At 63.5% G+C, this 25,544-nt stretch carries 31 protein-coding genes; 21 read left to right on the top strand and 10 right to left on the bottom strand.

From position 1 onward, the window contains the following. Positions 1-22: 22 nt before the first annotated feature. Positions 23-1,306 carry an NAD(P)/FAD-dependent oxidoreductase gene (locus NN662_RS13705; RefSeq protein ID WP_261930795.1) on the bottom strand — a complete coding sequence of 428 codons (1,284 nt, stop codon included), beginning with the start codon at positions 1,304-1,306 and terminating at the stop codon, positions 23-25. A gap of 260 nt (positions 1,307-1,566) precedes the next feature. Between NN662_RS13705 and NN662_RS13700 the strand changes: the two genes are divergently transcribed. The 4 genes from NN662_RS13700 (at position 1,567) to NN662_RS13685 (ending at position 3,681) form a co-directional block, all read left to right on the top strand. After that, positions 1,567-1,977 (top strand): universal stress protein, encoded by a 411-nt coding sequence (locus NN662_RS13700; protein ID WP_261930794.1) that lies wholly within the window; start codon positions 1,567-1,569, stop codon positions 1,975-1,977. Between the two features lie 19 nt (positions 1,978-1,996). Further along, the gene (locus NN662_RS13695; RefSeq protein WP_261930793.1) at positions 1,997-2,320 is read left to right on the top strand and encodes a TraR/DksA family transcriptional regulator; all 324 of its coding nucleotides are present in this window, start codon (positions 1,997-1,999) and stop codon (positions 2,318-2,320) included. A gap of 151 nt (positions 2,321-2,471) precedes the next feature. Next, a complete protein-coding gene (gene trhA, locus NN662_RS13690; protein WP_261930792.1) occupies positions 2,472-3,137 on the top strand; it encodes a PAQR family membrane homeostasis protein TrhA in 666 nt (221 codons plus the stop codon). Positions 3,138-3,180: 43 nt separating this feature from the next. Further along, positions 3,181-3,681, top strand: a complete 501-nt coding sequence (locus tag NN662_RS13685) for an N-acetyltransferase family protein (protein WP_315972598.1) — start codon at positions 3,181-3,183, stop codon at positions 3,679-3,681. 12 nt (positions 3,682-3,693) lie between these two features. Here NN662_RS13685 and NN662_RS13680 read toward each other — a convergent pair whose 3' ends face one another. The 3 genes from NN662_RS13680 to NN662_RS13670 all read right to left on the bottom strand — a co-directional run bounded on the left by NN662_RS13680 (position 3,694) and on the right by NN662_RS13670 (position 5,533). Next, entirely contained in the window at positions 3,694-4,368 is a 675-nt protein-coding gene (locus NN662_RS13680) for a spermidine synthase (RefSeq protein ID WP_261931973.1), read from the bottom strand. Between the two features lie 179 nt (positions 4,369-4,547). Further along, complete coding sequence (locus NN662_RS13675; RefSeq protein ID WP_261930791.1) at positions 4,548-5,060, bottom strand: hypothetical protein; 513 nt, start codon at positions 5,058-5,060, stop codon at positions 4,548-4,550. Positions 5,061-5,083: 23 nt separating this feature from the next. Next, on the bottom strand, positions 5,084-5,533 hold the full coding sequence (locus tag NN662_RS13670) for a cupin domain-containing protein (protein WP_261930790.1): 450 nt from the start codon (positions 5,531-5,533) through the stop codon (positions 5,084-5,086). Positions 5,534-5,723: 190 nt separating this feature from the next. Between NN662_RS13670 and NN662_RS13665 the strand changes: the two genes are divergently transcribed. Next, positions 5,724-6,638 (top strand): LysR family transcriptional regulator, encoded by a 915-nt coding sequence (locus NN662_RS13665; protein WP_261930789.1) that lies wholly within the window; start codon positions 5,724-5,726, stop codon positions 6,636-6,638. A gap of 75 nt (positions 6,639-6,713) precedes the next feature. On the opposite strand, the gene msrB is transcribed toward NN662_RS13665, so the two are convergent. Beyond that, entirely contained in the window at positions 6,714-7,130 is a 417-nt protein-coding gene (gene msrB, locus NN662_RS13660) for a peptide-methionine (R)-S-oxide reductase MsrB (RefSeq protein WP_261930788.1), read from the bottom strand. 227 nt (positions 7,131-7,357) lie between these two features. Between msrB and NN662_RS13655 the strand changes: the two genes are divergently transcribed. The 11 genes from NN662_RS13655 to NN662_RS13605 all read left to right on the top strand — a co-directional run bounded on the left by NN662_RS13655 (position 7,358) and on the right by NN662_RS13605 (position 16,775). Next, complete coding sequence (locus NN662_RS13655; protein ID WP_261930787.1) at positions 7,358-8,308, top strand: DUF3405 domain-containing protein; 951 nt, start codon at positions 7,358-7,360, stop codon at positions 8,306-8,308. A 112-nt stretch (positions 8,309-8,420) separates the two neighbouring features. Continuing rightward, positions 8,421-10,796 (top strand): putative monovalent cation/H+ antiporter subunit A, encoded by a 2,376-nt coding sequence (locus NN662_RS13650; protein ID WP_261930786.1) that lies wholly within the window; start codon positions 8,421-8,423, stop codon positions 10,794-10,796. Further along, the gene (locus NN662_RS13645) at positions 10,793-11,212 is read left to right on the top strand and encodes a Na+/H+ antiporter subunit B (RefSeq protein ID WP_261930785.1); all 420 of its coding nucleotides are present in this window, start codon (positions 10,793-10,795) and stop codon (positions 11,210-11,212) included. Before NN662_RS13650 ends, NN662_RS13645 begins: the two co-directional genes overlap by 4 nt. Then, on the top strand, positions 11,212-11,589 hold the full coding sequence (locus tag NN662_RS13640) for a Na+/H+ antiporter subunit C (RefSeq protein ID WP_261930784.1): 378 nt from the start codon (positions 11,212-11,214) through the stop codon (positions 11,587-11,589). Before NN662_RS13645 ends, NN662_RS13640 begins: the two co-directional genes overlap by 1 nt. Before the next feature lie 19 nt (positions 11,590-11,608). After that, positions 11,609-13,174 (top strand): Na+/H+ antiporter subunit D, encoded by a 1,566-nt coding sequence (locus tag NN662_RS13635; RefSeq protein WP_261930783.1) that lies wholly within the window; start codon positions 11,609-11,611, stop codon positions 13,172-13,174. 1 nt (position 13,175) lies between these two features. Continuing rightward, the gene (locus NN662_RS13630; RefSeq protein ID WP_261930782.1) at positions 13,176-13,649 is read left to right on the top strand and encodes a Na+/H+ antiporter subunit E; all 474 of its coding nucleotides are present in this window, start codon (positions 13,176-13,178) and stop codon (positions 13,647-13,649) included. After that, complete coding sequence (locus NN662_RS13625) at positions 13,649-13,993, top strand: cation:proton antiporter (protein ID WP_261931972.1); 345 nt, start codon at positions 13,649-13,651, stop codon at positions 13,991-13,993. The genes NN662_RS13630 and NN662_RS13625 overlap by 1 nt, the downstream gene beginning before the upstream one ends. Positions 13,994-13,996: 3 nt before the next feature. Continuing rightward, complete coding sequence (mnhG, locus tag NN662_RS13620; protein WP_261930781.1) at positions 13,997-14,335, top strand: monovalent cation/H(+) antiporter subunit G; 339 nt, start codon at positions 13,997-13,999, stop codon at positions 14,333-14,335. Positions 14,336-14,766: 431 nt separating this feature from the next. Continuing rightward, positions 14,767-15,195: a MucR family transcriptional regulator gene (locus tag NN662_RS13615; RefSeq protein ID WP_261930780.1), complete on the top strand. Its 429-nt coding sequence runs from the start codon at positions 14,767-14,769 to the stop codon at positions 15,193-15,195. Between the two features lie 292 nt (positions 15,196-15,487). Then, entirely contained in the window at positions 15,488-15,928 is a 441-nt protein-coding gene (locus NN662_RS13610; RefSeq protein WP_410010934.1) for a helix-turn-helix domain-containing protein, read from the top strand. Beyond that, positions 15,921-16,775 (top strand): DUF6456 domain-containing protein, encoded by an 855-nt coding sequence (locus NN662_RS13605; protein ID WP_261930779.1) that lies wholly within the window; start codon positions 15,921-15,923, stop codon positions 16,773-16,775. Before NN662_RS13610 ends, NN662_RS13605 begins: the two co-directional genes overlap by 8 nt. Positions 16,776-16,797: 22 nt before the next feature. Here the strand turns inward: NN662_RS13605 and NN662_RS13600 are convergent, their stop codons facing one another. Continuing rightward, positions 16,798-17,220 carry a SufE family protein gene (locus NN662_RS13600; RefSeq protein ID WP_261930778.1) on the bottom strand — a complete coding sequence of 141 codons (423 nt, stop codon included), beginning with the start codon at positions 17,218-17,220 and terminating at the stop codon, positions 16,798-16,800. Between the two features lie 190 nt (positions 17,221-17,410). Further along, positions 17,411-17,815, bottom strand: coding sequence for a DUF5330 domain-containing protein (locus tag NN662_RS13595; RefSeq protein ID WP_261930777.1), 405 nt, complete (start codon positions 17,813-17,815; stop codon positions 17,411-17,413). A gap of 507 nt (positions 17,816-18,322) precedes the next feature. Here NN662_RS13595 and NN662_RS13590 point away from each other — a divergent pair. From NN662_RS13590 to NN662_RS13575, 4 genes are all read left to right on the top strand, one after another. Beyond that, a complete protein-coding gene (locus tag NN662_RS13590) occupies positions 18,323-19,825 on the top strand; it encodes a sensor histidine kinase (RefSeq protein WP_261931970.1) in 1,503 nt (500 codons plus the stop codon). Continuing rightward, positions 19,797-20,798: a peptidoglycan-binding protein gene (locus tag NN662_RS13585; RefSeq protein ID WP_261930776.1), complete on the top strand. Its 1,002-nt coding sequence runs from the start codon at positions 19,797-19,799 to the stop codon at positions 20,796-20,798. Before NN662_RS13590 ends, NN662_RS13585 begins: the two co-directional genes overlap by 29 nt. A 94-nt stretch (positions 20,799-20,892) precedes the next feature. Continuing rightward, positions 20,893-22,329: a methyl-accepting chemotaxis protein gene (locus NN662_RS13580; RefSeq protein ID WP_261930775.1), complete on the top strand. Its 1,437-nt coding sequence runs from the start codon at positions 20,893-20,895 to the stop codon at positions 22,327-22,329. Positions 22,330-22,438: 109 nt separating this feature from the next. Next, positions 22,439-22,777, top strand: coding sequence for a DUF1491 family protein (locus NN662_RS13575; protein WP_261930774.1), 339 nt, complete (start codon positions 22,439-22,441; stop codon positions 22,775-22,777). A gap of 9 nt (positions 22,778-22,786) precedes the next feature. Here the strand turns inward: NN662_RS13575 and NN662_RS13570 are convergent, their stop codons facing one another. After that, positions 22,787-23,800, bottom strand: coding sequence for a DUF2336 domain-containing protein (locus NN662_RS13570; protein WP_410010933.1), 1,014 nt, complete (start codon positions 23,798-23,800; stop codon positions 22,787-22,789). Between the two features lie 311 nt (positions 23,801-24,111). On the opposite strand from NN662_RS13570, the gene NN662_RS13565 reads away from it, so the two are divergent. Continuing rightward, complete coding sequence (locus NN662_RS13565) at positions 24,112-24,273, top strand: hypothetical protein (RefSeq protein WP_261930772.1); 162 nt, start codon at positions 24,112-24,114, stop codon at positions 24,271-24,273. Positions 24,274-24,291: 18 nt separating this feature from the next. Here the strand turns inward: NN662_RS13565 and NN662_RS13560 are convergent, their stop codons facing one another. Both NN662_RS13560 and NN662_RS13555 read right to left on the bottom strand, forming a co-directional pair. After that, on the bottom strand, positions 24,292-24,849 hold the full coding sequence (locus NN662_RS13560; RefSeq protein ID WP_261930771.1) for a DUF1254 domain-containing protein: 558 nt from the start codon (positions 24,847-24,849) through the stop codon (positions 24,292-24,294). Beyond that, on the bottom strand, positions 24,842-25,429 hold the full coding sequence (locus NN662_RS13555) for a DUF1214 domain-containing protein (protein WP_261930770.1): 588 nt from the start codon (positions 25,427-25,429) through the stop codon (positions 24,842-24,844). Before NN662_RS13555 ends, NN662_RS13560 begins: the two co-directional genes overlap by 8 nt. Positions 25,430-25,544 lie beyond the last annotated feature (115 nt).

Here is a 25,544-nt window from a genome sequence, read left to right as displayed (position 1 = left end):
AGGGCGTGCCGGCCCTGTCGTCTCAATCGAAGCTGATCGCCTTCAGCTTGTCGATGCCGAGCGCCTGCAGGGCGAGCCGCTCGTAGAAGGGTTCGGCCTTGCCGAGCCGGATCTTGTAGAGAAAATACTTCTCGAAGCCGATCTTGGCGGCATGCACCCACTTGCCTTGCGACGACCAGTTGACGTTGCGGGGCGGGATCTGCGGCTGGGCCACGAAGGCGATGCCCCCGTCGCCGAAGTCGGCGAGGCACACGGCATTCCACGAGCCCTGCGCATTCGGCTCCTCGCCGGCGACCAGCCGGGCAATGTTCTTCGCCGTCGCCGTTACCATCGATTCGATCATGAACCCGGTCTTCGGCACGCCGACGGGAACCGCCGTCTTGCCGGTCGGCGGGATGGCGACGCACACACCGATCGAGAAGACATTCTTGAACGTCGGGTTCTGCTGATGCTTGTCGGCGAGAATGAACCCGCGCGGATTGGTGAGCCCCTCGATGCCGCGCACCGCCTCGACGCCGCGAAAGGCCGGCAGCATCATCGAGAAGTCGTGCGGCAGTTCGTGGACGGTCTTCAGGCTGCCGTCGTCGTTCAGTTCCTCGACGGTCATCACGCCGGCGTCCACCTTCTGCACCTTGGCATTGGTGATCCACTTGATGTGCCGGTTGCGCATGGTGCTTTCCAGAAGTCCCTTCGTGTCGCCGACGCCGTCGAGGCCGAGATGGCCGATATAGGGCTCGGAGGTGACAAAGGTCATCGGCACGCGGTCGCGCACTTTCGCGTCGCGCAGCGCCTTTTCCAGGATGAAGGCGAATTCGTAGGCCGGGCCGAAGCAGGATGCGCCTTGCACCGCGCCTATGATCACCGGTCCCGGCTTCTTCACCAGCGCGTCGAAGGCCGCTTTGGCACCGAGCGCGTGATCGACCTGGCAGACCGATTGCGTGTGTCCGTCGGGGCCGAGGCCGGGGATCTCGTCGAAGGCGAGTTCCGGGCCGGTGGCGATCACCAGATAGTCGTAGGAAAGCGACGAGCCGTCATTCAGCTCGATCCGGTTTTCTTCCGGATGCAGCCGTTTGGCACCTTCCGGGCGCAGGGCGATCTCGCGCCGGGCGAAGGCCGGCACCAGGTCGACCTCGACCGACTGGCGATCACGCCAGCCGACCGCCACCCACGGGTTCGACGGCACGAAAGAATAGGTCGAACCCTTGTTGACCACGGTGATCTGATGGGTCTTTCCCAGCACGTCTCTCAGCTCGTAAGCCATGATCGTGCCGCCCAGACCGGCTCCCAACACTACGATATGCGCCATCTTGTTCTCCTCCGCGCAAAGCCTCACGACGCCGGATCACCGGCGCTCCTCAATACATATAAATAATCATATTTATTAATATAACAAGCCTGCCTGCGTGATCCGCCGATCTTCCGGCAGCTCCGATCGCAACGACCGCAAGAAGAGAGTGAACGCAAACCGCGGCGCTGTTCTTGATCCTGATCAATGCGGCGGCCATGGCGAAGGTCAAAACTTCCCCTATATTCTGATAACAGCAGCCCAATTCAGGGAGGTTAGCCATGTACAAGACAATCATCGTTCCCGTCGACGTCGGAGCCCTCGACAAGGGAGAGCGCATCCTGACGAAAGCCTCGACGCTGCTGGATGACGGCGGCGAGATCATTCTGGTCAACGTGGTGGAGGAGGTGCCCGGCTATCTGGCGATCGACCTGCCGACCGATCTGATCGAGAAGGCCGGCAAGGAGGCGATGGACCGCCTGGCGACCCTCAAGCAGAAGACCGGCATCAACGCCCGCACCTTCATTCGCCGCGGTCCGGCCGCTCGCGAAATCATCGCGCTTGCCAACGAGAACAACGCCGACCTCATCATCGTCGCCTCGCACAAGCCCGATCTGTCGAACTATCTGATCGGCGCGACGGCCGACCGCGTCGTCCGGCATTCCAAATGCTCGGTTCTGGTCGACCGATAACGGGAGGAATTGAAATCCGATGAACCTGATTGACACGTATGAACCGATCCTCAAGGCGCGCCGCGACGAGATCAATGCGCGCCTGCAGAAGATCGACAGCGATCTCGGCAAGCAGCGCCCCGCCGACAGCGAGGAGCGGGCGACCGAAAGCGAGAACGATGAGGTTCTGGAGGAGTTCGGCAGCACCGGCCAGGCGGAGCTGAAGGCGATCGACGCCGCACTGTCGCGCATCAAGGCCGGCACATTCGGCACCTGCGTGAAATGCGGCGATCCGATTTCGCCCGAGCGCCTCGAGGCGGTGCCCTATACACCGTTCTGCAAGACCTGCGCGGCCAGTCTTTGACGGAAAGCGAGCCTTTGAGGAAAAGCAAGCGCCGTCCCGAGTGCGGGGCGGCTTCACAATGTCGCGCCGACTGTCGCTTTTTTTGATCGCCGCGCCCTTGCGATAATCCGGCCGCGATGTCACCTTCCGCGTGACTTCGCGAGGATGATGCATGGCCGAATTCAAGGGTATTCCCTGGCCTTATGACAGAATAGAGATCATAGCGGACGCCATCGTTCATGGCGTCGGCATCGTGTTCGCCCTCGTTGGCGCGACGGCGCTGATCTTCTATGCCACCGTCTGGGCCAGCAGCGGCGATCTCGCCGCCGCCTGGATCTACGGCATCGGCCTTGTCCTCACCCTGTCGATATCCTTCACCTACAACATCTGGCCGGTCTCGCGCACGAAATGGATCCTGCGCCGCTTCGACCATTCCTCGATCTTCATCCTCATTGCCGCCACCTACACGCCCTTCCTGCAGCGCGGCGCCAGCGACCCCTATATTCTCGCCGTGCTGATCGGCATCTGGCTCGCGGCGATCGGCGGCATCGTGCTCAAATGCGCCTTTCCGGGCCGCTACGATCGCCTCGCCATCGTTCTTTATCTCGCCATGGGCTGGGCCGGCGTCGTGGTCGCCGGGCCGATCGCCAGTCACATCCCCTTCGCCTCGCTGCTTCTGATCGTTATCGGCGGCGTCATCTATTCGCTCGGCGTGATCTTCCACGTCTGGGAAAAGCTGCGCTTCCAGAATGCCATCTGGCACGGTTTTGTGGTCACGGCGGCGGCGGTTCATTACTCGGCGGTGGTTGCCTGTCTTTCGGTCCAGCCCGTAGTGTGATCCAGTCCGGCCCCGAGCCATTCTGATTCCCGGAGCAACCGCCTTGAGCGAGCCTTTGATCATTCGAGACGCCGTCGAGGCGGATCTCGCCGCCATCCGCGACATCTACAATCACGCCGTCGAGCACACCACCGCCATCTGGAACGAGGTCCTCGTCGATCTCGACAACCGCAAGGCATGGTTCGACGCCCGCCTGAAGCAGGGCTATCCGGTTCTGGTCGCCGAACGGGCGGGCAGGGTGGCGGGCTATGCCTCCTATGGCGACTGGCGCGCCTTCGACGGCTACCGCCACACGGTCGAGCATTCCGTCTATGTCGACAAGGACGCCCGCGGCGGCGGCATCGGCCGTATGCTGATGGAAGAGCTGATCCGCCGCGCCGCCGCTCAAGGCAAGCATGTGATGATCGCGGCGATCGAGGCGGAAAACCAGGCCTCCATCCGCCTGCACGAGACACTCGGCTTCCGCGGCGTCGGACGGTTTACCGAAGTCGGCCAGAAATTCGGCCGCTGGCTGGATCTCTATTGCATGGAAAAGGTGCTCTGAGCGGCCCGGCCGTCAGCGCTTGACCGCCAGCCAGATCACATGCCGCGCACCGCCACGCTTGGCATTGGCGCGGACATTGACGGCAGAAGCTGAAAAGCCGCCCTGCTGCAGCCGGCGGGTAAAGGCCGCATCCGGTCCCGACGACCACACCGCCAGCACGCCGCCCGCTCGCAAGGCCTCGCGTGCCGCATTCAGCCCGCCGTGATCGTAGAGCCGGTCGTTCGACGTTCGCGTCAGCCCGTCCGGCCCGTTGTCGACGTCGAGCAGGATGGCATCGAAGCCGTTGGTCGAGCGGCGGATCAGTTCGCCGACATCGCCTTCGTGGATGGTGACGCGCGGATCGTCGAGACAGCCGTCAAACACCTCCGCCATCGGACCCTTGGCCCAGGCGACGACGGCCGGCACCAGTTCGGCAACGGTAACTTCCGCATCCGCCGGCAGCACGGCCAGCGCCGCGCGCAGCGTAAACCCCATGCCGAGCCCGCCGATCAGGATTTTCGCTTTTGGCCGGCCCTTGATCTTCTCCCAGGAAAGCGTCGCCAGAGCCTCTTCCGAACCGCTCAGCCGGCTGTTCATCAGCTCGTTGGCGCCGAGCATGATCGAGAATTCCCGGCCGCGCTGCTTCAGGCGCAATTCGCCGCCGTCTCCGGGTATCTTGGCGGAATCGAGCTGGATCCATGGAAGCATCGGCTTGCCCTCGTTCGGGATGACACGCGCTGAAGAGCGCATTCAGGACGGCCGGCGTGGTCTCGCGGCAGCCGCCTGACGTCAATCAGCAGCCCGACCCCGTTCTCAATTTAACGGCGGTCGCGTCCCGACGCGGCTTGTGACAGAGCAAAACGCGTTCGTCCAGTTTTTTGGTGGCGTCAGGCAACGTCGGTTATCCTCAGCCGGGACGGTTCGTCGACCGTCAGGCTGATGCAGCCACGGTTCCGGCGGGCCACGCGAACCGGCAGTTGCTTCTGGGCCAGCCTCCTTTCGAGAAGGATCAGGCGCGCTTCCAGATTGTCCTTGTCTGCCGGCAGCAACAGCGATTGCTGGCGCCTGACATCTCGATTGAAGAACTCCGTCGTGCCGTTCTCGGCATAGGCGCAGAGGAAGTGGCGAAGCAGGCGGCCGGCCACGCCGCGTATGACATATTCATCGTTGACGAACAGCGCGCCGTCGCGCCGGTGACAGCGTACATGCAGCTGCCGACGGCGCCTGTGCGGACTCTCCGCATGGAGCGCGCTCTCAAGCCATCGCCGCATGCGGCCAAACGGCAGAGAGTTCCAAAGGTCATTTTCATTCACCGTCATGTTCGGCACCTCGTTGCGCAGTTTTTCCCTTCTGGCTTCCGGAGTGATGGTTGCGATCCGCATCGGCGCGGGCGCAACCATCACAATTCCCGCCTGTGTCTCCGTCAGTCGATCGGTGGTCCGACGAATTCGATGCCGTTGCGATTGCAGAGCATGGCGAGTTTCTGCTGGTCCTCCGTCGTCATTGGCACCTGGGGTGGCATGCCCGGATGCGTTGCCGGCACGGAGAAAGCGCGCACCATGGATTCGAAGTTTCCGTTGGTGACCGTCAGGAAGCGCGCCCGGGGGGACAGCACCTTGAGGGCGTGTCGTTTGCCGCCTGGGACATGCAGGGACTGGCCGGCGACGCGTTCGACGATGTCGCCCTCCATCATGAACCGGACCTGGCCCTCCAGCATGTAGAAGGTTTCGTCTTCGGTGTGGTGGACGTGCGGCGGTACGAAGAAACCGCCGAGCATGTCGTGCTCGATGATCGAGATCCCTGCGGCGTTTTCGGACTGCGCAAGCAGGATTTTCAGATATGCGTTCATGAACCAACGGCCGTTCTCGGACATGGTGATAACCTTTGCTGATGGCGTCCGCCTATGGCGGCGCGCGCTGATGTGATCGGAGAGAGTCCGGCTTGCTGCGGTCCGGTCCGCATCCGCCGATGCCGGCCGTCATCGTTGGAATGGGTATCTTCTACCCAAACTCGCCAGCGATGATAAGATCGATCATCGCGCATCACTGTTTGGATAAGCGGACATGAAAACACTCGATCCCTTTGCCGGCATTGCCGCCTTCCTCAACGTCGCGCAAAGTCTCAGCTTCTCGCAGGCGGCAGAGGAGCTCGAAATGTCCAGGGCGACCGTCAGCGCGCAGATCCAGGCTCTGGAGAAGCGGCTCGGTACCCGCCTGCTCCAGCGCACAACGCGCGCAGTCAAGTTGACAGAGGCCGGCACGGCCTATCGCGATGCATTGCAGGGTGTGCTGCCGCAGATCCGCGAGGCTGAACGCGCCGCCGGTTCCTTCCAGCACGAAGCGGTCGGTCGCATGCGCATATCGGCGGCGCCAGATCTCGGGCCGGATCACATCGCTCCGGCCATCGCCGAATTCCTGAAGCTCAATCCCGGGCTGTCCATCGATCTCGACCTCTCGCTCGACGTGGTCAATCTGATCGAAGGCAATTTCGATCTCGCCATTCGCGGCACGGTGTCAGTGGAGCCGAACATCGTGACCCGGCAGATCGGCGCCTCGCCGATGATCGCCTGCGCATCGCCGGCGTATCTGCAACGCTTCGGGGCGCCCGAAAGACCCGATGATCTGATCCGGCACGCCTGCCTGAATTTTTCGAGATTGCGCTGGGGCAGGGTCTGGCAGTTCCATAAGGGGGACGCAAGTCTGCGCGTGCCGCTGCTGCCGAAGATGGAGTGCAATGACAGCCGCAGCCTCGTTGTCGCGGCCGTTGCCGGCGCCGGCATCATGCTGGCCCCGGCCTTTGTCGTCGGGCCTGAGATCCGCTCGGGCAGGCTTGTCCCCGTCCTGCCGGACTGGTCGGTCGCGACGATACCGATCCACGCCGTCTATCCCGCCAACCGCCACATCGCCATGAAGGTGAAAAGCTTCGTCGCTTTCCTCGTCGAGCATCTCGCGGGGCATCCGGACCTTCGGGCCGAATGAGCTGAGACGGAGGCCACGAATCGAAACGCCATACGGCTGCCGGCGTCGCTGGACGCCGGCGTCTTGTCTTGCGGCCTACTTCGCGCCTTCCGGCTCGAACGTCATCGAATGGCCGTTGATGCAGTAGCGCAGGCCCGTCGGCGGCGGGCCGTCGGGGAAGACGTGGCCGAGATGGCCGTTGCAGGTGGCGCAGCGGATTTCCGTGCGCACCATGCCGTGCGACGTGTCGCGCAGTTCGATCACCGCATCCTCGCTCACCGGCTCGAAATAGCTCGGCCAGCCGCAGCCGGAATCGAACTTCGTGTCGGAGTAGAACAGCGGCTCGTTGCAGCCGGCACAGCGGTAGAGGCCCTTCTCGTGGCTGTTCCAGAACGGGCCGGTGAATGCCCGCTCGGTGCCGGCCTGGCGCAGGATGCGGTACTGCTCCGGCGAAAGGTCCTCGCGCCATTCCGCATCGCTCTTGGTGACCTTGGGGCGAACCGTTTCAGACATGCTGGGACTCCTGTTGTTGGCGGGGACGGACCCGGCATCGACACCTTAACGCCAGTCAGCGTCAAGACGTCGTGCGGCAGACCCAGAAATGGAACTTTGAGGTCCGCCCGGGACGCTAGAAATAATGTTCGGCCTTTCTCCAGGCAAGCACCACACCCTACACATTCGCGCGAGTATGATTTGACGCAACAGCCTGTCATCCCGGGTCGAAGATCTCGCCGGACCACATGATATCGCAAGCCGACACGCATCCGGAGCCGCCTGTGGCGCCCCGCATTTCCGCGACGGGAAGGACTGCCGTCGCCTTCATCGCGCATCGGTTTGACGAAGAGGTTGTCGCCCGGTTCGACAGTCTGCGCCGCGCCTGCCTTGCCGGCGGCCGCGATGTCTTCATCGTCACGGAACCCGATGCCGTCGTCCCGGAGCATTTGCTGCCGTTTGCCAGCCGCTTTGATTTCGCTGAATTGCGGCAGATGGCGGCGAAGGTCATCGCCGACGAGATCGTGCCGGGCAGCGGCCATCTCCGCTTCATTGCCTTCTCGCACAGGTTTCCGGGCTATCGCCACTACTGGTTCATCGAATACGACGTGGTCTATCGCGGCGACTGGACCCGGTTTTTCGATGCCATGGATGAAGACGACAGCGACCTTCTGGCCTGTTCCGTCCGGCGCCGCCGCGACGTGCACCGCTGGTACTGGCGCCGAACGCTTGAAACGCCCGGAGAGGAGATCGCCGCCGCCGCTCAGGTGGTGGCGCATTTCTGGCTGGCGAGGTTCAGCCCGGGTGCACTCAATGCGGTTGCCGATGCGGTGGCGCGCGGCTGGTCCGGACATTATGAAATTGTAGTGCCGACAGCGGTGGTCAGGGCCGGTTTCAGCCTCGCCGATATCGGCGGCAGTGGCGAATGGGCTCCTGCCGGCCGCCGCAACCGCCATTATCTCGACTGCAATCTGCCGCGCGGACAGGAGCCCTTCGGAACCATGCGGTACCGGCCGGAGATCGGATCGTTTCCGATCGAAGGAATGCTTTATCATCCGGTCAAGACCAGCCAGACCCCGGCCGGGCCGGGATGGCCGATCTCCTATGCGCGCGTGATACGGAATCGGCCTCTTCCCTGCCTGCGCTATTTTGCGTCCTTCGCCTTCGCCTTCGTCAGATCCCGCATATTCAACCGTTGAAGCCGGTCATCTTTTTGACACCCGCCTCTTGAGACGGGGGTTTGTTTATCTTAAGTGGGATCGGGGTCCCGGCCGTAAGCCGCCTTGCGAATGACAAGAAGAAGGAGACGGCATGAACGCCGGTGCCGATGCGCTGACATTTGTGGTCTTGTGCCTGCCGTTTATCGGCGCCCTTGCTGCCCCCATCCTCACGCGTCTGCTTGCCGAAAAGGCAGCCTGGCTTCTGGCCATTCTTCCGGCGCTCGCCTTCTGGCATTTCCTTTCCATGCTCGATACCGTGTCGACCGGCGGCACGGTGACCGGCGGCTACGACTGGATCTCGAGCTACGGCATCCGCTTTTCCTGGATGATCGACGGTCTGTCGGCGACCTTCGCGCTACTGATCACCGGCATCGGCACGCTGATCGTGCTCTATTCCGGTGGTTACATGAAGGGCCATCTCCAGCAGGGCCGCTTCTTTTCGTTCATCCTCATGTTCATGGGCGCGATGCTCGGCCTCGTCGTCTCCGACAGCCTGCTGACGCTGTTCGTCTACTGGGAGCTGACCTCGATCACTTCCTTCCTGCTGATCGGTTTCGATCACGGCCGCGAAGCCTCGCGCCGGGCGGCGCTGCAGGCGCTGGTCGTCACCGGCGGCGGCGGGCTGATGCTGCTCGCCGGCCTGCTGCTGATCTGGAACCTGACGGGCGCCACGCAATTGTCTGACGTGCTGGCAAGCCATGATCTCCTGCGCGAAAGCCCGCTCTATCTCGCCGTCTTCGTCCTCATTCTCGGCGGGGCGTTCACCAAGTCGGCGCAGGTGCCGTTCCACTTCTGGCTGCCGAACGCCATGGAGGCGCCGACGCCGGTGTCCGCCTACCTGCATTCCGCCACCATGGTGAAGGCCGGCGTCTACCTGCTGATGCGCCTCAATCCGGTGCTCGGCGAAACAGCTCTCTGGGAAACCGTGTTGCCGCTCTTCGGCGGCGCGACGCTGATCATCGGCACGCTACTCGCCGTCCGCCAGACCGACCTCAAGCTGATGCTCGCCTACACCACCGTCTCCTCGCTCGGGCTTCTGGTCATGCTGACCGGTTTCGGAACGGAAAAGGCGATCGAGGCGGCGGTCCTCTATCTGCTTGCCCATTCCATGTTCAAGGGCTGCCTGTTCATGGTCGCTGGCGTCGTCGATCACGAATCCGGCACGCGCGACATCACCCGGCTGTCGGGCCTCGCCAAGGCGATGCCGGTCACGTTTGCCGCCGCTCTTGCCGCAGCCTTTTCCATGGGCGGCCTGCCGCCCTTCGTCGGCTTCCTCGCCAAGGAAGAGATCTATGCCGGCATCGCCGCCGGCGATCCGTGGTCGATCTTCATCACCGTCGTCGCCATCATCGGCAATGCGCTGATGTTCGCGATCGCCTTCGCCGTGGCCCTGAAACCCTTCCTCGGCCCCAAGGTGGAAACCCCCAAGCACGCGCATGAAGGCCCGATCCTGCTGATCGCCGGCCCGGTGGTTCTCGCCGCAACCGGCCTGCTGGCGGCCATCTTCTCCGGCGCCTTCCATCATGCCATCTCGTCGCCCATGGCCTCGGCCGTCGCCGGCGAACCGGTCGACATCTACGTCTCGCTGATCCCGCATGTCGGCCTGCCGCTGGCGCTGTCCGGCATCACCATCGCGCTCGCTGTCGCCATCTATCTGGCCTATGACCGCGCCCGCGCCGGCCTGGAGGCGATGTTTACCGCGCTCGGCGATGGCCCCGACACATGGTTCGACGGCTTCATCTCCGGGCTCGCCGCCTTTGCCTACCGCGTCACGCGCTTCATCCAGTCCGGCAAGCTCGACGTCTACATGACGGTGACCTTCATCGCCGTGGCCCTCGTTCTCCTTGTGCCGCCCTTCGTCTTCGGCGAACTGCCGTCCTTCCCGCTGCCGCCGGAAGACGTGATGTTCCACGAATGGGCGATCATCTTCATCGCCATCGTCGGTCTTCTCGCCGTGCTTGGCGCCAAGAACCGCCTGACGGCCATCGTCTCGCTCGGCATCCAGGGCTTTGCCGTCGCCGTCATCTTCCTGCTGTTCGGTGCGCCCGACCTGTCGTTCACCCAGTTCATGGTCGAGACGCTGTCGGTCGTCATTCTGGCGCTGGTGATGACAAGGCTCCGCCTGTCGCCGAGCGATCATCGCCCGACGCGCGAAAAGATCATCGACGGCACCATCGCGGCGGCCTGCGGCCTCGGCTTCGGCATGCTGCTTCTGAAGGCGACGGAAGTCTCCTTCGATGCATCGCTGACCCGCTTCTTCAACGAGTTCTCCAAGACCGTTGCGCATGGCAAGAACGTCGTGAACGTTATCATCGTCGACTTCCGCGGCACGGATACGCTGGGTGAGATCGCCGTGGTGACGATCACCGGTCTCGCCATCCTGGCGCTGATCCGCATCCGCGTGGCCGGACGCCGGCCAATCGCCGACAACACGCCCGACAAGCCGGCGGAGGCCGCCCGTCCATGAACACCGTCATCTTCCGCACCGCCGCGCCGTTCCTGACCAGCCTCATGCTGCTGTTCTCGGTCTTCGTTCTGCTGCGCGGACACAACGAGCCGGGTGGCGGCTTCATCGGCGGGCTGATCGCTGCCTCCGCCCTGGCGATCTACGGCATTGCCTGCGGTGTCGCGACGGTGCGCCGGGCGATCCGCTTTCATCCGATCACGATCGCCGCCGCCGGGCTGCTGCTCTCCTGCTGCGCCGGCCTGCTGTCGCTGTTCCCGGACGTGCCCTTCATGACGGCGCTCTGGATCTATCCGTCGATCTTCGGCGTCGAGGTGCCGCTGTCGACGGTGACGGCCTTCGATACGGGCGTCTACCTCGTCGTCGTCGGCTCGATCACCTCGATCGCGCTGGCGCTCGAAGAAAGGGATAGCGACTGATGGAAGCGCTGTTTTCCGTACTCGTCGGCCTGTTCTTCGCCGCCGCCATCTACCTGATGCTCTCGAAGCGCATCGTCCGTGTCATGCTCGGCATCGCCATCCTCGGCAATGCGGTCAACCTGCTCCTGTTCACCTCGGGACGGCTGACGCGCGAAGTGCCGCCGATCATTTCCGATACGATGGACACGCTGCCCTCGACCACGGCCAATCCGTTGCCGCAGGCGCTGATCCTGACGGCGATCGTGATTTCCTTCTCCTTCTTCGCCTTCCTGATGGTGCTGACCTATCGCGCCTTCCAGGACCTTGGCACCGACGACACCGACAACATGCGCGTCGCCGAACCCGAACATCCCGAACCGCCCCCGGCCGGATACTGAAGTGGAACGCTGAAACCTCATGGCTGCAACGTCACACACCCCGACCGTCGATCTCTCGCTTGCCTGGGTCATGGAGCCGGTACCGACCGCGCACTGGCTCGTCATCCTGCCGGTTGCGCTCTGCATCGCGCTTGGCGCCATCCTCCTGATGATGCGCGGCCGCATGCACCTGCAGCCGCTCGTCGCCATTCCCGGCTTTGCCGTCGTCGTGCTGATGGACGCGCTCCTGTTGGCGCAGGTGGTTCAGAACGGCCCGGTCACCATGGTCATGGGCCGCTGGCTGCCGCCCTTTGGCATCGCGTTTACCGTCGATGTGTTCGGAGCGCTGATGGCGCTGACGGCCGCCATCGTCGCGCTCTGCGGCTCGGTCTATGCGTTGCACGACATCAATGACAGCGGCCGCCGCTACGGCTTCTATCCGTTCCTCATGCTGCTGCTCGCCGGCGTCACCGGGGCCTTCCTGACGGGCGACATCTTCAACCTCTATGTCTGGTTCGAAGTGCTGCTGATCTCGTCCTTCGGCCTGCTGATCCTCGGCTCCGAGCGCGAACAGATCGACGGCGCCATGAAATATGCCGTGCTGAACCTGATCGGCACGACGCTGTTCCTGATCGCCGTCGGCTATCTCTATTCGATCTTCGGCACGCTCAACATGGCCGATATCGCCGAAAAGGCGAGGGCGGGCATCGACGGCGCCCCGCTCTTCACGCTCTCGGCCCTTTTTATTCTCGCCTTCGGCATGAAGGCCGCTGCCTTCCCGGTGAACTTCTGGCTGCCGGCCTCCTACCACACGCCGCGCATCGTCGTATCGGCGCTGTTTGCCGGCCTGCTGACCAAGGTCGGCGTCTACGCGCTGATCCGCGTCATGGTCATGCTGCTGCCGATGGGGCTTGCCGGCCTGTCGGGCGTGCTGGCCGTCTCCGCCGCACTCACCATGGTGCTTGGCGCTCTCGGCGCCATGGCCCAGAGCGACCTGCGCCGCATGTTCGGCTATCTCGTCATCTCCGGCATCGGTTCGATGATGGCCGGTGTGGCGATCGGCACTCAGGCCGGCCTCTCCGGCGCCATCGTCTATGCGCTGCATTCGATCGTCCTGATGACGGCGCTCTACCTGATGGCCGGTGCCGCCGCGCGCATCGGCGGCAGCTTCTCCATGACCGGGCTCGGCGGCATCTATGCGACCAGTCCGTGGTTTGCCGGCCTGTCGCTGTCGCTGGTTTTCGCGGCCTCCGGCCTGCCGCCGTTCTCCGGCCTGTGGCCGAAGATCATGCTGGTCGAAGCCTCGATGAAGACCGGCTCGTGGTGGCTCGCCGCGGCCATTCTGGTGAGCGGCTTCCTGACCACCATCGCGCTCGGCCGCATGTTCCTGATCGCCTACTGGCGCCCGGCCATGGACCGCGAGGAAGAGGCGCCGCCCGTCTCGCTGCCAGCCGGCATGTGGCTGCCGATGATCGCGCTCTTCGCGCTGGTCGTGTTCTTCGGCATCTTCCCGGACGGCATCATCCGTCTGGCGCAGATCGCCGCCGATGGTGTCCTGAACCCGCAGGCCTATCTGCACTCGGTCTTCCCGGCGGGAGGTGCGTGACATGCGTCTGTTCGTGATCAATCTCATCCTGGCGCTGATCTGGGTTTCCGTCACCGGCAACGCCTCGCTGCTCAATCTCGGCTTCGGCTTCGTTCTGGCGCTGCTAGCGCTCGGCGTCGTGCGTGAACAGATCGGCGGCGCCGGCTATTTCATGCGCGGGCGCAACGTCCTGTCGCTGCTTATCCTGTTCCTCAAGGAACTGGCGCTGTCGGCCTGGGGCGTCGCCCGGCTGGTGCTGCGCCGCGACATGAACCTGAAGCCCGGCATTTTCGCCTTTCCCCTGACCGTCGATCGCGACTTCGAGATCGTGCTGCTGGCCAACATGATCACCCTGACCCCGGGCACGCTGTCCGTCGATGTCTCGGAAGACCGCAAGACGCTCTACGTCCACGCGGTCGACTGCTCGGATCCGGAAGGCACGGTCCGCTCGATCGCCGACGGCTTCGAACGCAAGATCATGGAGGCATTCCGGTGATCACGCCCGAAAACATCATCTATGTCAGCACGGAAATCGCCCTTGTCCTTCTGGCGGTGTCCTTCCTCATCACCGTCTACCGGGTGATCCGCGGCCCGACCCTGCCGGACCGGGTGGTGGCGCTCGACATGCTCGTGGCGACCGCCATGGGCTTCATCTGCGTGATCGCCATCAAGACCGGCTTCACGCTCTACATCGATATCGCCATCTCGCTCGGCCTCGTCGGCTTTCTTGCGACCGTCGCCTTCGCCCGCTTCATCCTGTCGCGCAACAGCATGGTCGAGAGCGAAAGCGAGGATGATCATCCCGACGCACCGGTCGCGGTGCGCACCGAGGAGGGCTGACCCATGGAGCTTGTCTTTGCCATCGTCATTTCGCTGATCATCCTTGGCGGCGTCTTCTTCACGCTGACCGCCTCGATCGGTCTCATCCGCCTGCCGGACGTCTATACCCGCATGCATGCGGCCTCGAAGACCGGCACGGTCGGCTCGGGCCTGATGTTCCTGGCGGTCGGCCTGCATTCGGGTGACATCGCCACCTTCGAGCGCGCACTGGCCGGATTTGTCTTCTTCATCCTGACGGCGCCGATCTCGGCACATCTTCTCGCCAAGGCGGCGCACAAGGCCGGTTACCCGCTTCACAGTGTGTCGGTACGGGACGATCTCGAGAAAGACGACGCGCATTAATCGATTACATTGCCTTTCTTTAGCCAAATGCGATTAATACACACGAAAGTATTCGCCGCCGCCGGCGAGAAATTATGATTTAAAATTACAAGAAATAATAATTGGCGATCTCCAAGAATAGTGATATTTGATTTTCGCGGATCATCAGTATCGAAATCCCACAACGCTGAATTTTCACGTATCTAGAAGCACAGGTCATGGTGCTGATTGCGGTAATTTGACCTGGTTTTGGTGGAAATTCGGATAAAAATATGGGCAATCGCTGCTGTATCGGGCGTCGGAATGTCATAGCGAAGCTTGGGGTGGGCGTCGTTATATTAGGGATAGATGATCTATCCGGTCCGGCGTGCGAAGTTCGCGTTATTGATTCGTCGCTTTGCTATGAAGCGGGCGGCGGATTGGGCGAGATATTGAACAGGAGATAGTCAATAATGACGGAGCTTGCTTTGGACAGCAATCAGGATTTGCTAGTGGAATTGACGGCCGATATTGTCGCCGCCTATGTCGGTAATCACGTTGTTCCGGTCAGCGAACTGCCTGGCCTGATTGCGGATGTTCACAACGCATTGCATAACACGTCCACTCCCGCTCCTGCGGCCGCCATGGCCGAGAAGCAGAAGCCTGCCGTTTCCGTGCGCAAGTCCGTTCAGGACGACCAGATCACGTGCCTGGAATGCGGCGGTACCTTCAAGTCGCTGAAGCGTCATCTGATGACCCATCATGACCTGACGCCGGAAGACTATCGCGAAAAGTGGGAACTGCCCGCCGATTATCCGATGGTGGCTCCCGCCTATGCGGAAGCGCGTTCGCGCCTCGCCAAGGAAATGGGCCTCGGCCAGCGCCGCAAGCGCGGCAAGTAATATCCACCATGCCTCTCGATGAGGTGTGATGTTGTCAGAACCCGGTCCCTGCGACCGGGTTTTGCGTTTTGGCGCGGGGTTTGCCCGGCGCGATGCGCCCCGCCGACGGTATCGACGCCTCCGCAAAGGAGCCGCTTCGCCGTGAAGGCGAGGAAATAAATCCCAAAATTTGTTGCCTCCTCTTGCATTTTCATCGTAAAAACAAGGCCAGGTTGTGGCGCAGAGGTTTCTTGCATCCCCGCATTTGCCATAGGGTGTATGAATAAATTCCTATTCGCAAAGGAGTTGTTTCATGCTTCCGATTGTCCCGCCTGCTGTCAGTCAAACCAGAGAACCGCCACCGCCGGCCGTCCGCCACCGGTCCTTCCCCGTCAACGGCCCCGTCCGCTCGATGGCCCTGCCGCTGTCGCGCGAAAGGGCGCTCTGCCGGGTGGTGCGCAACATCATCGCCGAGCTTTTCCTGCTAACCGGCGAGCGCATTCTCGTCCGCCGCGAGCGCCGTCGCACCGCCTGCCACATCCGCCAGATCGCCATGTATGTCTGCCACGTGTCGCTTAGCCTGCCGATGAGCGAGATCGGCATCGCCTTCGGCCGCGATCGCACGACCGTTTCGCATGCCTGCGCCAGGGTCGAGGACCGGCGCGACGACCGCGCCTTCGACGAATTCGTCGGCACCGTCGAGCGCATCGTCCTGTCGATCGCCGCGGTCACGGCGGGAGGCGGCGATGACTGAGGCGTCACGCATGATGAACGACTGGACGCCGCGGCGCCGGGCGCGGACCCTCAAGCTTCTGGAGTACATCGGCGCTGTCGGCGTGACGGTGGATCAAGCGACAGCCGGCATGCCGGCGATGATGCGGTTGACGCAGGCCGCCGGAACGGGTGGCACGCGCGCCTTTCCGACGGACCTTGTCGATGCGCTTGTCTCCGATGGCGTGCTCGAGCGTGCCGGCGCGCGGCTGACATTGCGAGCGGAGGCCGGAACGCTTCTCGCCCGCCTGCGCGCGCTCGCGGAACAGGGGGAGGGCGCTGATGTCTTCTCCGCCCAGCACCGTGATCTCGACCGCATGTCGGTCGAATGCCAGGGTGTCCGCGAGACCGTCACCGTCAACCGCAGCGAGACGCCGCTGGCGCCGCTCCTGCGGTTGAAGGAGAAGGACGGCAAGCCGTTCCTGCCGCCGGAGGCCGTCTCGGCCGGGGAAAGGCTGGCTCACGATTTCGAACGCGCCGGTCTGCAGCCGCGCGTCACTGCCTCATGGGAGCCGCGTCTGCAGAGCCGGGGCAGGGGACAGGCGGGCGGCATGGCCGATCTGGCCGCAAGCGCCATCGAGGCCCGCCGCCGGCTCAACCGTGCGATCGATGCGCTCGGGCCGGAACTCTCCGGCATTGCGCTCGATGTCTGCTGCTTCTGCAAGGGCCTCGAAACGGTCGAACGCGAGCGTCAGTGGCCGGCGCGTTCGGCCAAGCTGATGCTGCGTACCGCGCTTCTGGCGCTCGCCCGTCACTATCATCCGCCGGCGGCAAGGAGCCACAGCGACATCCGTCATTGGGGAGCGGAGAATTATCGGCCAGACCTGTAATGGCGCCGGCTCAGCCTAAGCCTTACGCAGCGATCCGCAGCGCTGCCTCGTTGCGGATCCGCTGGACCATGGAGCGCAGGCCGTTGGCGCGTTGCGCGGACAGATGCTCCACGAGGCCGATTTCCTTGAACGTGTCGAGGGCGTCGAGCTTGGCGATCTCGGAGGCATGCTTGCCGGAATAGAGCGCCAGCACGATGGCGACCAGGCCGCGCACGATATGGGCGTCGGAATCGCCTGCGAAGGTCAGCACCGGATCGGCCGTGTCGTCGGCCGGGTTGACGACCAGCCACACCTGGCTCGCGCAGCCCTGCACCTTGTTCTCCGCCGTCTTCTGGCTGTCGGGCAGGTCGGGCAGCGCCTTGCCGAGTTCGATCACATAGCGATAGCGGTCTTCCCAGTCTTCCAGGAAGGCGAAGTCGTCGATGATCTGGTCGAGTGCGGTCATGTCGGCCCGTTGTCTCTTTTGTCGGTTGTGTCTGGCATATAGGCCAAACGGGCCGACAAATGAACCATGGCCGGGAAAAAAGAAAACGCCATGGCGGATGGGCTCCCCATGGCGCTGGCAACAGATTGCCGAGGTGGTGTGACAGGCAGTCACGGAAGGATGAAGGCGGCACCCGCCTTCAATGAAAATCTCAGCGCTGAGGCTTGGGGATGGGATGCGGCACGACCGTGCCGGTGATGATGGCGCCGACCGGATCGTCGGTGGCGGCCGTTGTATCGTCGAGAGCGGCGGTTTCGGTTTTGGTGCCGTCCTTCTTGTCCAGATAGGTGTCGAGCATCTCGTAGGCAACCTTGGCGCCTTCGCGGGCCCTGACGCTGAGCGCTGCAAATGTCCTGGCGCCCTTTTCGCAGACGTCCGGCTGTTCCGAGCAGATCGCGCCCATGTAGCGGATCGCGCCGCTCGCCGCGGTAAACGCATTGGCGAATTCAACTCTGGTCTCGCCCTTGGCCATTTCCTCGCCCGGATCGGTGCCGAAGAATGATAACGCCACAAGGACGATCGAGAACCAGAACGCTCCTTTGATCAGAAACCACATGATGCCCATCCTGTTTTGTCGTCCGGTCTATCGCCGGTTCAACCTGACCATTTACCGGTCTTGTGGGGCACTATAGGGGCGAGAAGCGAATCGCCCTTTGCAGAATTCACTCACATTTGCCGCGAATTTTGCTCAAATGCCGTATTTTCAAATTTTCCGAAACTTTGATTAGAATTTGAACGACCGGTGTTAATCATATGGGCGGCGCAGCGCCTGAAAACACTGGGCAAGCGTGTGGATAACCCTGCCACAAATCTTAACGCGAAACGAAAAATCAAGCCAAATCCGTCGCTTACCCCTCGTTAACCACGAATTGCAAAGCACCGTTGAATCGTCCCAAATCGGGATTTTTATGGTTTGGCCGGCCCTTCCGGACACCCCCTTTTATACTTTCCTTAAGCCGCCGCCCTGTACATTTGGCGCATAAGAAAGAAGCGTTTCACAGGGCTCGTTTAAGTGCTGGTATTGCGTAACATTGCTGATCGGGCCGTTGGCCTCGCCGACCGGATGGCCACTGCGTGGCTTGCCGGTTCGAATGCGGGCCAGGACGCCGAGATTGCCGAAGTCGCAGTGCTGCGCCGGTTGATCCTGGTCTCGTCCACGGCCCTGCTTGCCGTGCCTGCTGGCCTGTCGCTCGTCACCAGCCCTGCCGTCGCCTTGCCTGCCGGTGTCGCCGCCGTTGCCGCCGGCTTCCTGTTTTCCGCCGTCGGCGCCATTGCGCTGTCGAGGCTGAGCGCACGCGAGGAACGTCCCGCTGCCGTCAAGCCCGCCCAGACGGATGAGGCGAGCCTGTTTGCCGCCTATCCCGGCTTCCTCATCCTCTTCGATCTGCAGGGACACGTGACGGTCGTCGGCGGTCGCGGCGCCGATGACCAGTCCGAGCAGGCCGCCCGCTATCCGGGCCGCGGCTTCGTCGAGCACATCCACGTTTCCGACCGGATCCATTTCCTCAAGGCCATCGACGTCCTGCGCCAGGGCACCCGCCAGAGCGCCTCCGTCGATCTGCGGCTGGAGCGCCGCGGTCTCGGCGAGGGACAGTTTTCGCATGTCCGTCTCGACCTCAGCGCCGGCGATATCAAGGATGGCCGTCCGGCCCGCATCATCGGCGCGCTCACCGACGTTTCCGCCGAAAAGGACATGGCGGCCGAGCTGCAGGTGAAGAGCGAAGAGGCCGCATCGGCGCATGAGGCGAAGTCGCGCTTCCTGGCTGCCGTCAGCCACGAGCTGCGCACGCCGCTCAACGCCATTCTCGGTTTTTCCGACATTCTGGCCGGCGAATATTTCGGCCGCTTCGAAAACGAGCGCCAGCGCGAATATGTCCAGCTGATCCGCCAGTCGGGCGGTCATCTCCTGTCGGTCGTCAACACCATGCTCGACATGAGCAAGATCGAGGCCGGCCACTACGAGCTGATGCTCGAGCCTTTCGCGCCCGGTCGCGCCGTCAAGACCTGCGAGGAAATGCTCGGCCTGCAGGCGAAGGAAAAGGGCGTCGCGCTCACAAGCCGCGTCCAGCGCGAGATCGGCGAAGTGGTCGCCGACCAGCGCGCACTGAAGCAGATCCTCATCAACCTCGTCGGCAACGCCATCAAGTTCACCGATGCCGGCGGCGTCGTTACCGTCGATGCGGTGCGCGAGGGCGAGAATTTCAAGTTGACGGTCAGCGACACGGGCATCGGCATTCCGGCCGACAAGATCGCCCTGATCGGCCGTCCGTTCACCCAGATCCAGAACGATTACACCCGCCAGTACGAAGGCACCGGCCTCGGCATCTCGCTGGTGAAGGGGCTCGTCGCGCTGCATGGCGGCGAGTTCCTGATCGACAGCACGCCCGGCGAGGGCACGGTGATTTCGATCGTTCTGCCGGCAGATGGCAGCGGCGCGGCACGCGCGGCCGCCGAGGGCGATGGGCGCATGGTGGAGTTTCCGCCGCGCCTGAAGTCCAGCGACACGCCGGCAGCCAGCCAATGCAAGGAAGAGATCAATGGCCGCTCGCAAGCGAAAACCGCCTAAGAAGCAGGGAGCAGGCGCCATCCTGCTGCGCCTTGCCGTTCGGGGCGGGGGGCGCACGGCTGCCGTCATCGGCCGTCATCCGTCGCTGTTTGGCGGCACGCTGGCCTTTGCCGTCATCTTCGGCTTCGTCGCCGCCAACGCGCTCTGGTACCAGCCGAACGAACATCCGGCGCCGATCCTGAGAACCCGCACGGACAAGAACCCGAACGGCATTGCCGGCCTGGTGCGCAAGCCGCACGAACTGCCCGAAAACAATGTCACGACGTTCAGGATCGAGCGCGAGACCGCAAACGACCTCGACAGCACGCAGACCGCCGCCGTCCATCCGCTCGAGCGCCCCGCGCCGGACGATGCCGGGGTGACCGCATCCGTGCCGAAGCCGGATGTTCTGGTCGGCGAGATCCAGGGCGAACTCGCCAAGCGCGGCCTCTATGACGGCGCCATTGACGGCATTGACGGTCCGCGAACCTCGGCGGCGATCTCCAGCTTCGAGCAGCGCATCGGCCTGAAGCCGAGCGGCGAGGCGCGCGACGACATTCTCGTGCTCCTGAAATCCGGAATCGGCAAGACGTCGGACGTCGAGCCGAAGCCGACGCCACCGGCACCGGTGGTCGTTCCCGCGTCGCGGCCGACGCCGGAACTGGCAAAGGCCAGGCAGCAGCCGAAGCCGCAGCCCAAGGTCCCGGTATCCGATCCGGTTGCCGACGCGATCCGCCAGGCCTCCGCAAAGCCGCCGGCCGCCGTCCCGGTGACGAAGGTATCCGCCCCTGCCAAACAGCCGGCGTCCGATCTGGTCACCAGTATCCAGCGCGGTCTTTCCAACATCGCCTATGCCGATATCAAGGTCGATGGCGTCGCCGGCGACCAGACGCGGGCCGCGATCAGCCATTTCGAGAAGCATTACCGCCTGCCGGTCACCGGCGAACCCAACGCCGCCGTCCTGAAGAAACTGCAGCAGATCGGCGCGCTCTGAGTATTGCGCGCTGCCCCCGTAGTTACGCCTTCTCTAATATTATGTATTGGTTAACCATGATGGGTCTATTCTTGCCAGTGGTGAGGAGATCGTCATGCAATCCTTGGTGCAGCGACAGGAAGACGTCGGCGGCGAAGCCGGGCCCGACGCACGGGAATTGAAGGCAATCATTGGCCAGTTGGCGCGCGAGGCCTCGAACCTCGGTATCGACCTCGTCGATATTGCCGGTGCGGTTCATGATACGGCGGCCATGTCGTCGCGCCACGCGGCGACATTTTCCGAGATCACCGATGTCGCCTTGCAGATCGCCAGCACCAACAACAAGCTCGCCGAAAGCCTCAGGCGCACCGACGACGACGCGGCACGCGCCCGCACCATGATGCAGGCATCGTCCGAGCGCTTGACCCGCTCGGCCGTCGAGATCGACAAGATGCTTTCCAGCACTGGCGAGATCTCCGCCGAGATCGGCAGCTTTTCGCAGTCGCTCGCCAATGTCGACGGCATCGCCCAGGAAATCTCCATCATCGCCCGCCAGACCAACCTGCTGGCGCTCAATGCCGCGATCGAGGCGGCGCGCGCCGGCGAAAGCGGCAAGGGCTTTGCCGTGGTCGCCGCCGAAATCCGCGCCCTGTCGCTGCAGACCTCGAAGGCGACCGAGGCGATCCAGACGATGCTGAACGAACTCGGCAGCAAGATCGAACGGCTGACCGGCTCGGGCGCCGGCGCGGCCGAAAGTGCCCGCGAGGTGCAGGAGACCTCGTCCGCCGTCCGCGCCTCGTTCGGCGAGATGGAGGGGGTGATGTCCAGCATCCTCGATTCCGCCTCCGAATTCGCCCGCACGACGGAGACCGTCGATCGCCAGTGCGCCGCCTTCGTCGAAACGCTCGGCGGCATGGCCGGCGAGATGCTGAAATCGAACACCGGCATGCAGAAGGCGAGCGAACGCCTGGATGATCTCGTCGGACTGTCGGAGACCATCATCCAGCTCACCGCCAGCGCCGGCATCGAGACCGCCGACAGCCGCTGGATCGGCATGGCGACCGATGTCGCCGGCGCCATTTCCGCAGCACTCGAAGGCGCCGTCGCGGCTGGACGGATTTCCGAAGCCGATCTCTTCGACCGCGACTACCGGCCGGTGCCCGGCAGCGACCCACAGCAATTCGTGACCGCGTTCAACGCGATCACCGACGATTTGCTGCCGGCGATCCAGGAGCCGGTCCTGGCCGAGGACGAGCGCATCGCCTTCTGCGCGGCCGTCGACAACAACGGCTATCTCTCCACCCACAATCGCAAGTTCTCGCAGCCGCAGAAGCCCAACGATCCGGTCTGGAACACGGCCAACTGCCGCAACCGCCGCATCTTCAACGATCGCGTCGGTCTTGCCGCCGGCCGCTCCACCGCGCCCTTCCTGGTGCAGACCTATCGCCGCGACATGGGCGGCGGCAATTTCGTGCTGATGAAGGACATTTCCTCCCCGATCACTGTCAACGGTCGGCACTGGGGCGGGCTGCGGCTCGCCGTCAAGGTCTGATCGAGCCTTCCGGATCAGGCCCGGCATAGGCATTGCCATTGGCCTCGGCTTGCAGATTGCGCGCTCGCATGCGATCCCGTTGTCTCATGTTTCTGAGCGGGACAAAGCCATGCGCCTGAAAACCGAAATCTTCGTCTCGGCCCTCATCCGCCGCGTCTTCTCCGCCGGCGGATTTGCCGCCGTCGAGCGCAAGGGGGCAGACGCCGCCGGCGCGATCTTCATCCGCCAGCGCTTCCGCGACGGCCGCGAAAATCTCTACGGCCCCGCGCCGCAGAGCTTTTTCGAGGAAGACGAGGCCATGGGCCGGATGTTCGAAAAGCGTCTGGACCTTGCCGAAGCCGCCGACGTCGACGCCCTGCTCAAGCGGGAAACAAACTTCGATTCCGACCTCTGGATCGTCGAACTCGAATGCGACAGCGTCGAGGGCCTGTTCGAAGTGGAGGGGTAGGGGGCAGGCCTAGGCCGCCCGCTCGTCCTTCTTGGCCGGTTCTTGCGGTGCGATGGCTCTCTCGTCGTCCGAGAAGGTGTAGCGGTCGGCGCGGCACCAGGTTTCGACGCGCTCGAGGCTGTCCCACGGATCCAGTTCCCCGACCAGTATGTCCGCCATCGTCTTGCCGTCGCGCTGTTCGGAAAGGTGCGGGTAAAGGGCGGTCAGGATCATGCGGATGTCGTCTTCGGCCATGCCGACGCCGATCAGCGTCGTTGCCAGCTGGTGGCCGGAAATGTCCAGCATGATGCGCTCGGCAAGCCAGCGGCTCGACGTCAGCGTATCGGAGAGCGTCGTGGCGAAGTGGCCGGCTTCCATGTTGCGCGCAAAGCGGACGAGGAGGGCCGCCTGCATGTCGGAGATCGTGCGCAGGCCGAGCCTGTCGGTTTCGGGTCGGGCCATATGCCGGGCAAGCTGCTTCAGCTGCTCGCGCAGAGCTTCCTCGCGCGCCAGACGCAGGATCTCTTCATCCTCGGCTGCGGGCACCGTTGCCGCCGCAGTCGGGACCGTTTCCGTCTGGGTTGTGGCCGGACGGGAGGCCTCGGTTGCCTGGGGTTTCGCGGCCGTTGCCGGATGCGGCATGCCGCGGCCCGTCTGTTCGCCGCGCGGCTCGGTGTGGCGCAGGCCGACCAGCGCGTCGACGACGCGCGGCGACAGGTTCTCGCGCCGGACGATGGCGCGCGCATGCGCTCCGCCTTGCGTGCGGGCGATCATGATCAGCGTGTCGTCATGGATTGCCGGTGAACTGGTGAGGAAGGGGGCGGCGAGGCTGATCGGCTGGCTGCCGATGAAGAGGGCGACGGCCTGGGGAACGTGCTCGCACTGCGACAGGGCGGCGATCGCCTGGCGGCGGGTTTCCTCGGACGAGGCGTGAAAGAACGGCGTGAAAAGCTCGGCGAACTGCTGCAGCTCCGTCCGCGTCGGCTGTTTGAGCGACTCGAAACTCGTCACGGTCGCCATCAGCACCACATCCTTCCTACGCACACCCAATGGTCCTTCCAGCTCTCTGTACCGGTCACTCACGGCCCTACCCACGCTACGCACAACATCTGAAAGAGCAAATTAGACCAAATTCGCTAACGACCTGTTAACTATGCTGTGTCTGAATGGAACCATCACCATCGGTGATCCGTTTGAAGCATCAAGGCGAAACGGAAACCGGTGGACGTGAGAACGGCGCAGATGCCTCCGAAGGTTCGAGGTCCCCAATCTGGAGATGCGCCAGCCCGGCCGAAACGGCGGGCAGGATGAAATCGCTCTTCATCCGTCTCGATCGCCTTATCAAGGAGACGAGCATGGCAGAGATAGTTCGTTTGCAGGACCACAAGTCCACCAAGAAGCCGCCGGTCAATCGCCGGCCGGTCACCGGCGACGCCAAGGTGCTGCTGTTTACAGGCATCCGCTACGAGCGCCGCGACAATTTCGTCATCGGCAGCCTGTCGCAGAACCGCGGCTGACGGAAATCGATCGACGGCTTACGCCGGGCGGGTCACCGTGCAGCGCGCCTCCTGAAGGAAGGCGCGGACAAGCGGTCCGTAGCTCGGCATCGGCGCCATCGCCCGCAGCACCGCATAGCCGTCCGACACCGGCATTTCGACGAGGATCGACTTGGCGAAGTCTTCCGGCAGTTCCTTGCGGATCGACGCGAGATCGACGGGCGTCGCCAGCACCACATCCATGACGCCGCCGGACGACGTCCGGTCGTTGATCGAGAACACCTCGTTGCTGTCGGAATCATAGACTGCCAGCGACCAGAAGGGCAGGTCGCCGACGGCCTGCAGCCGCACCGGCCCATCTGCCGCGTCGAAGCCGCAGACCGCTTCGCTGAGGAACGGATCGCCGTTTGCCAGCCCCGCCGCATCCGGCTGATCGGAGAGCGGGTGGAACTGGTAGAAGTCACCCTCGGCGATCACCCGCGTGAACGCGTCGCGGCCGGTGAATTCCGGCAGCCACAATATGGTGATCAGATGCAGGATCGCCGCGCCGACCAGCCCGATGATGACGGCGAAGGGCACGCCCCGGAAATCAGGCATTCTTGCACCCCAGTCTCTGCACTTGCGGCATGGTGAGGTCCATCAGACCTGCACTGCCGGCCGTCGGCGTGTCGAACAGCGTCAGCACCAGTCGGAACGTGCCGGTCGGCAGCAGCGCCAGCCAGTTGCCGGGCTTCGCCTCGGTCGCCGCGACGATGTCGAACATGCCGTCCGTGCCGCGCAGCACGACCCAGGAGTTGAGCGCCATCGGCAGGGACTTCGCCACCGTGAAGGGCCGCCCGTCCGCGCCGCCGACATAGAGCGTCCAGAGCCGGGTCTGCGGCGTCTGGCCGGAAATACGATAGGTGCATGCGGTGGAGAAGGCCTCGCCTGAATCGTCGCGGTCGGCGATGAAGCGCAGCGCCTCCGCCTCGCCATAGGTCAGCCGTCCGGCATTCGCCCGGTGCGCCTTGGCATAGGGATCTGCATCGGCGGTCTGGGCGCGGGGGAAGGCGGTCCAGGCCCCGAGCCGGATGGCCCCGAACCCCTCGGTCGCCTTCAGCGCGTAAATCGACGACAGGATGCCGACGCCGAAAGCGACCATAAGGCCGACCGCCACAAGGAATGGAATTCTGAACACCTGGAGCTGGACCCTCTGACCCCGAATTGCCGCGAGCCTAAAGCGTTCATATTCAAATGGGAACAAGCCAGTTGCCGCAAACCGCGGCTTTCCACTGTGGGCGAGGAAAAAGTCC

This window comes from Rhizobium sp. NRK18, from assembly GCF_024385575.1.
GTDB lineage: Bacteria > Pseudomonadota > Alphaproteobacteria > Rhizobiales > Rhizobiaceae > JANFMV01.
Note: the sequence above shows the minus strand (reverse complement) of the source record. Positions and strands in the feature narration are given on the sequence as shown.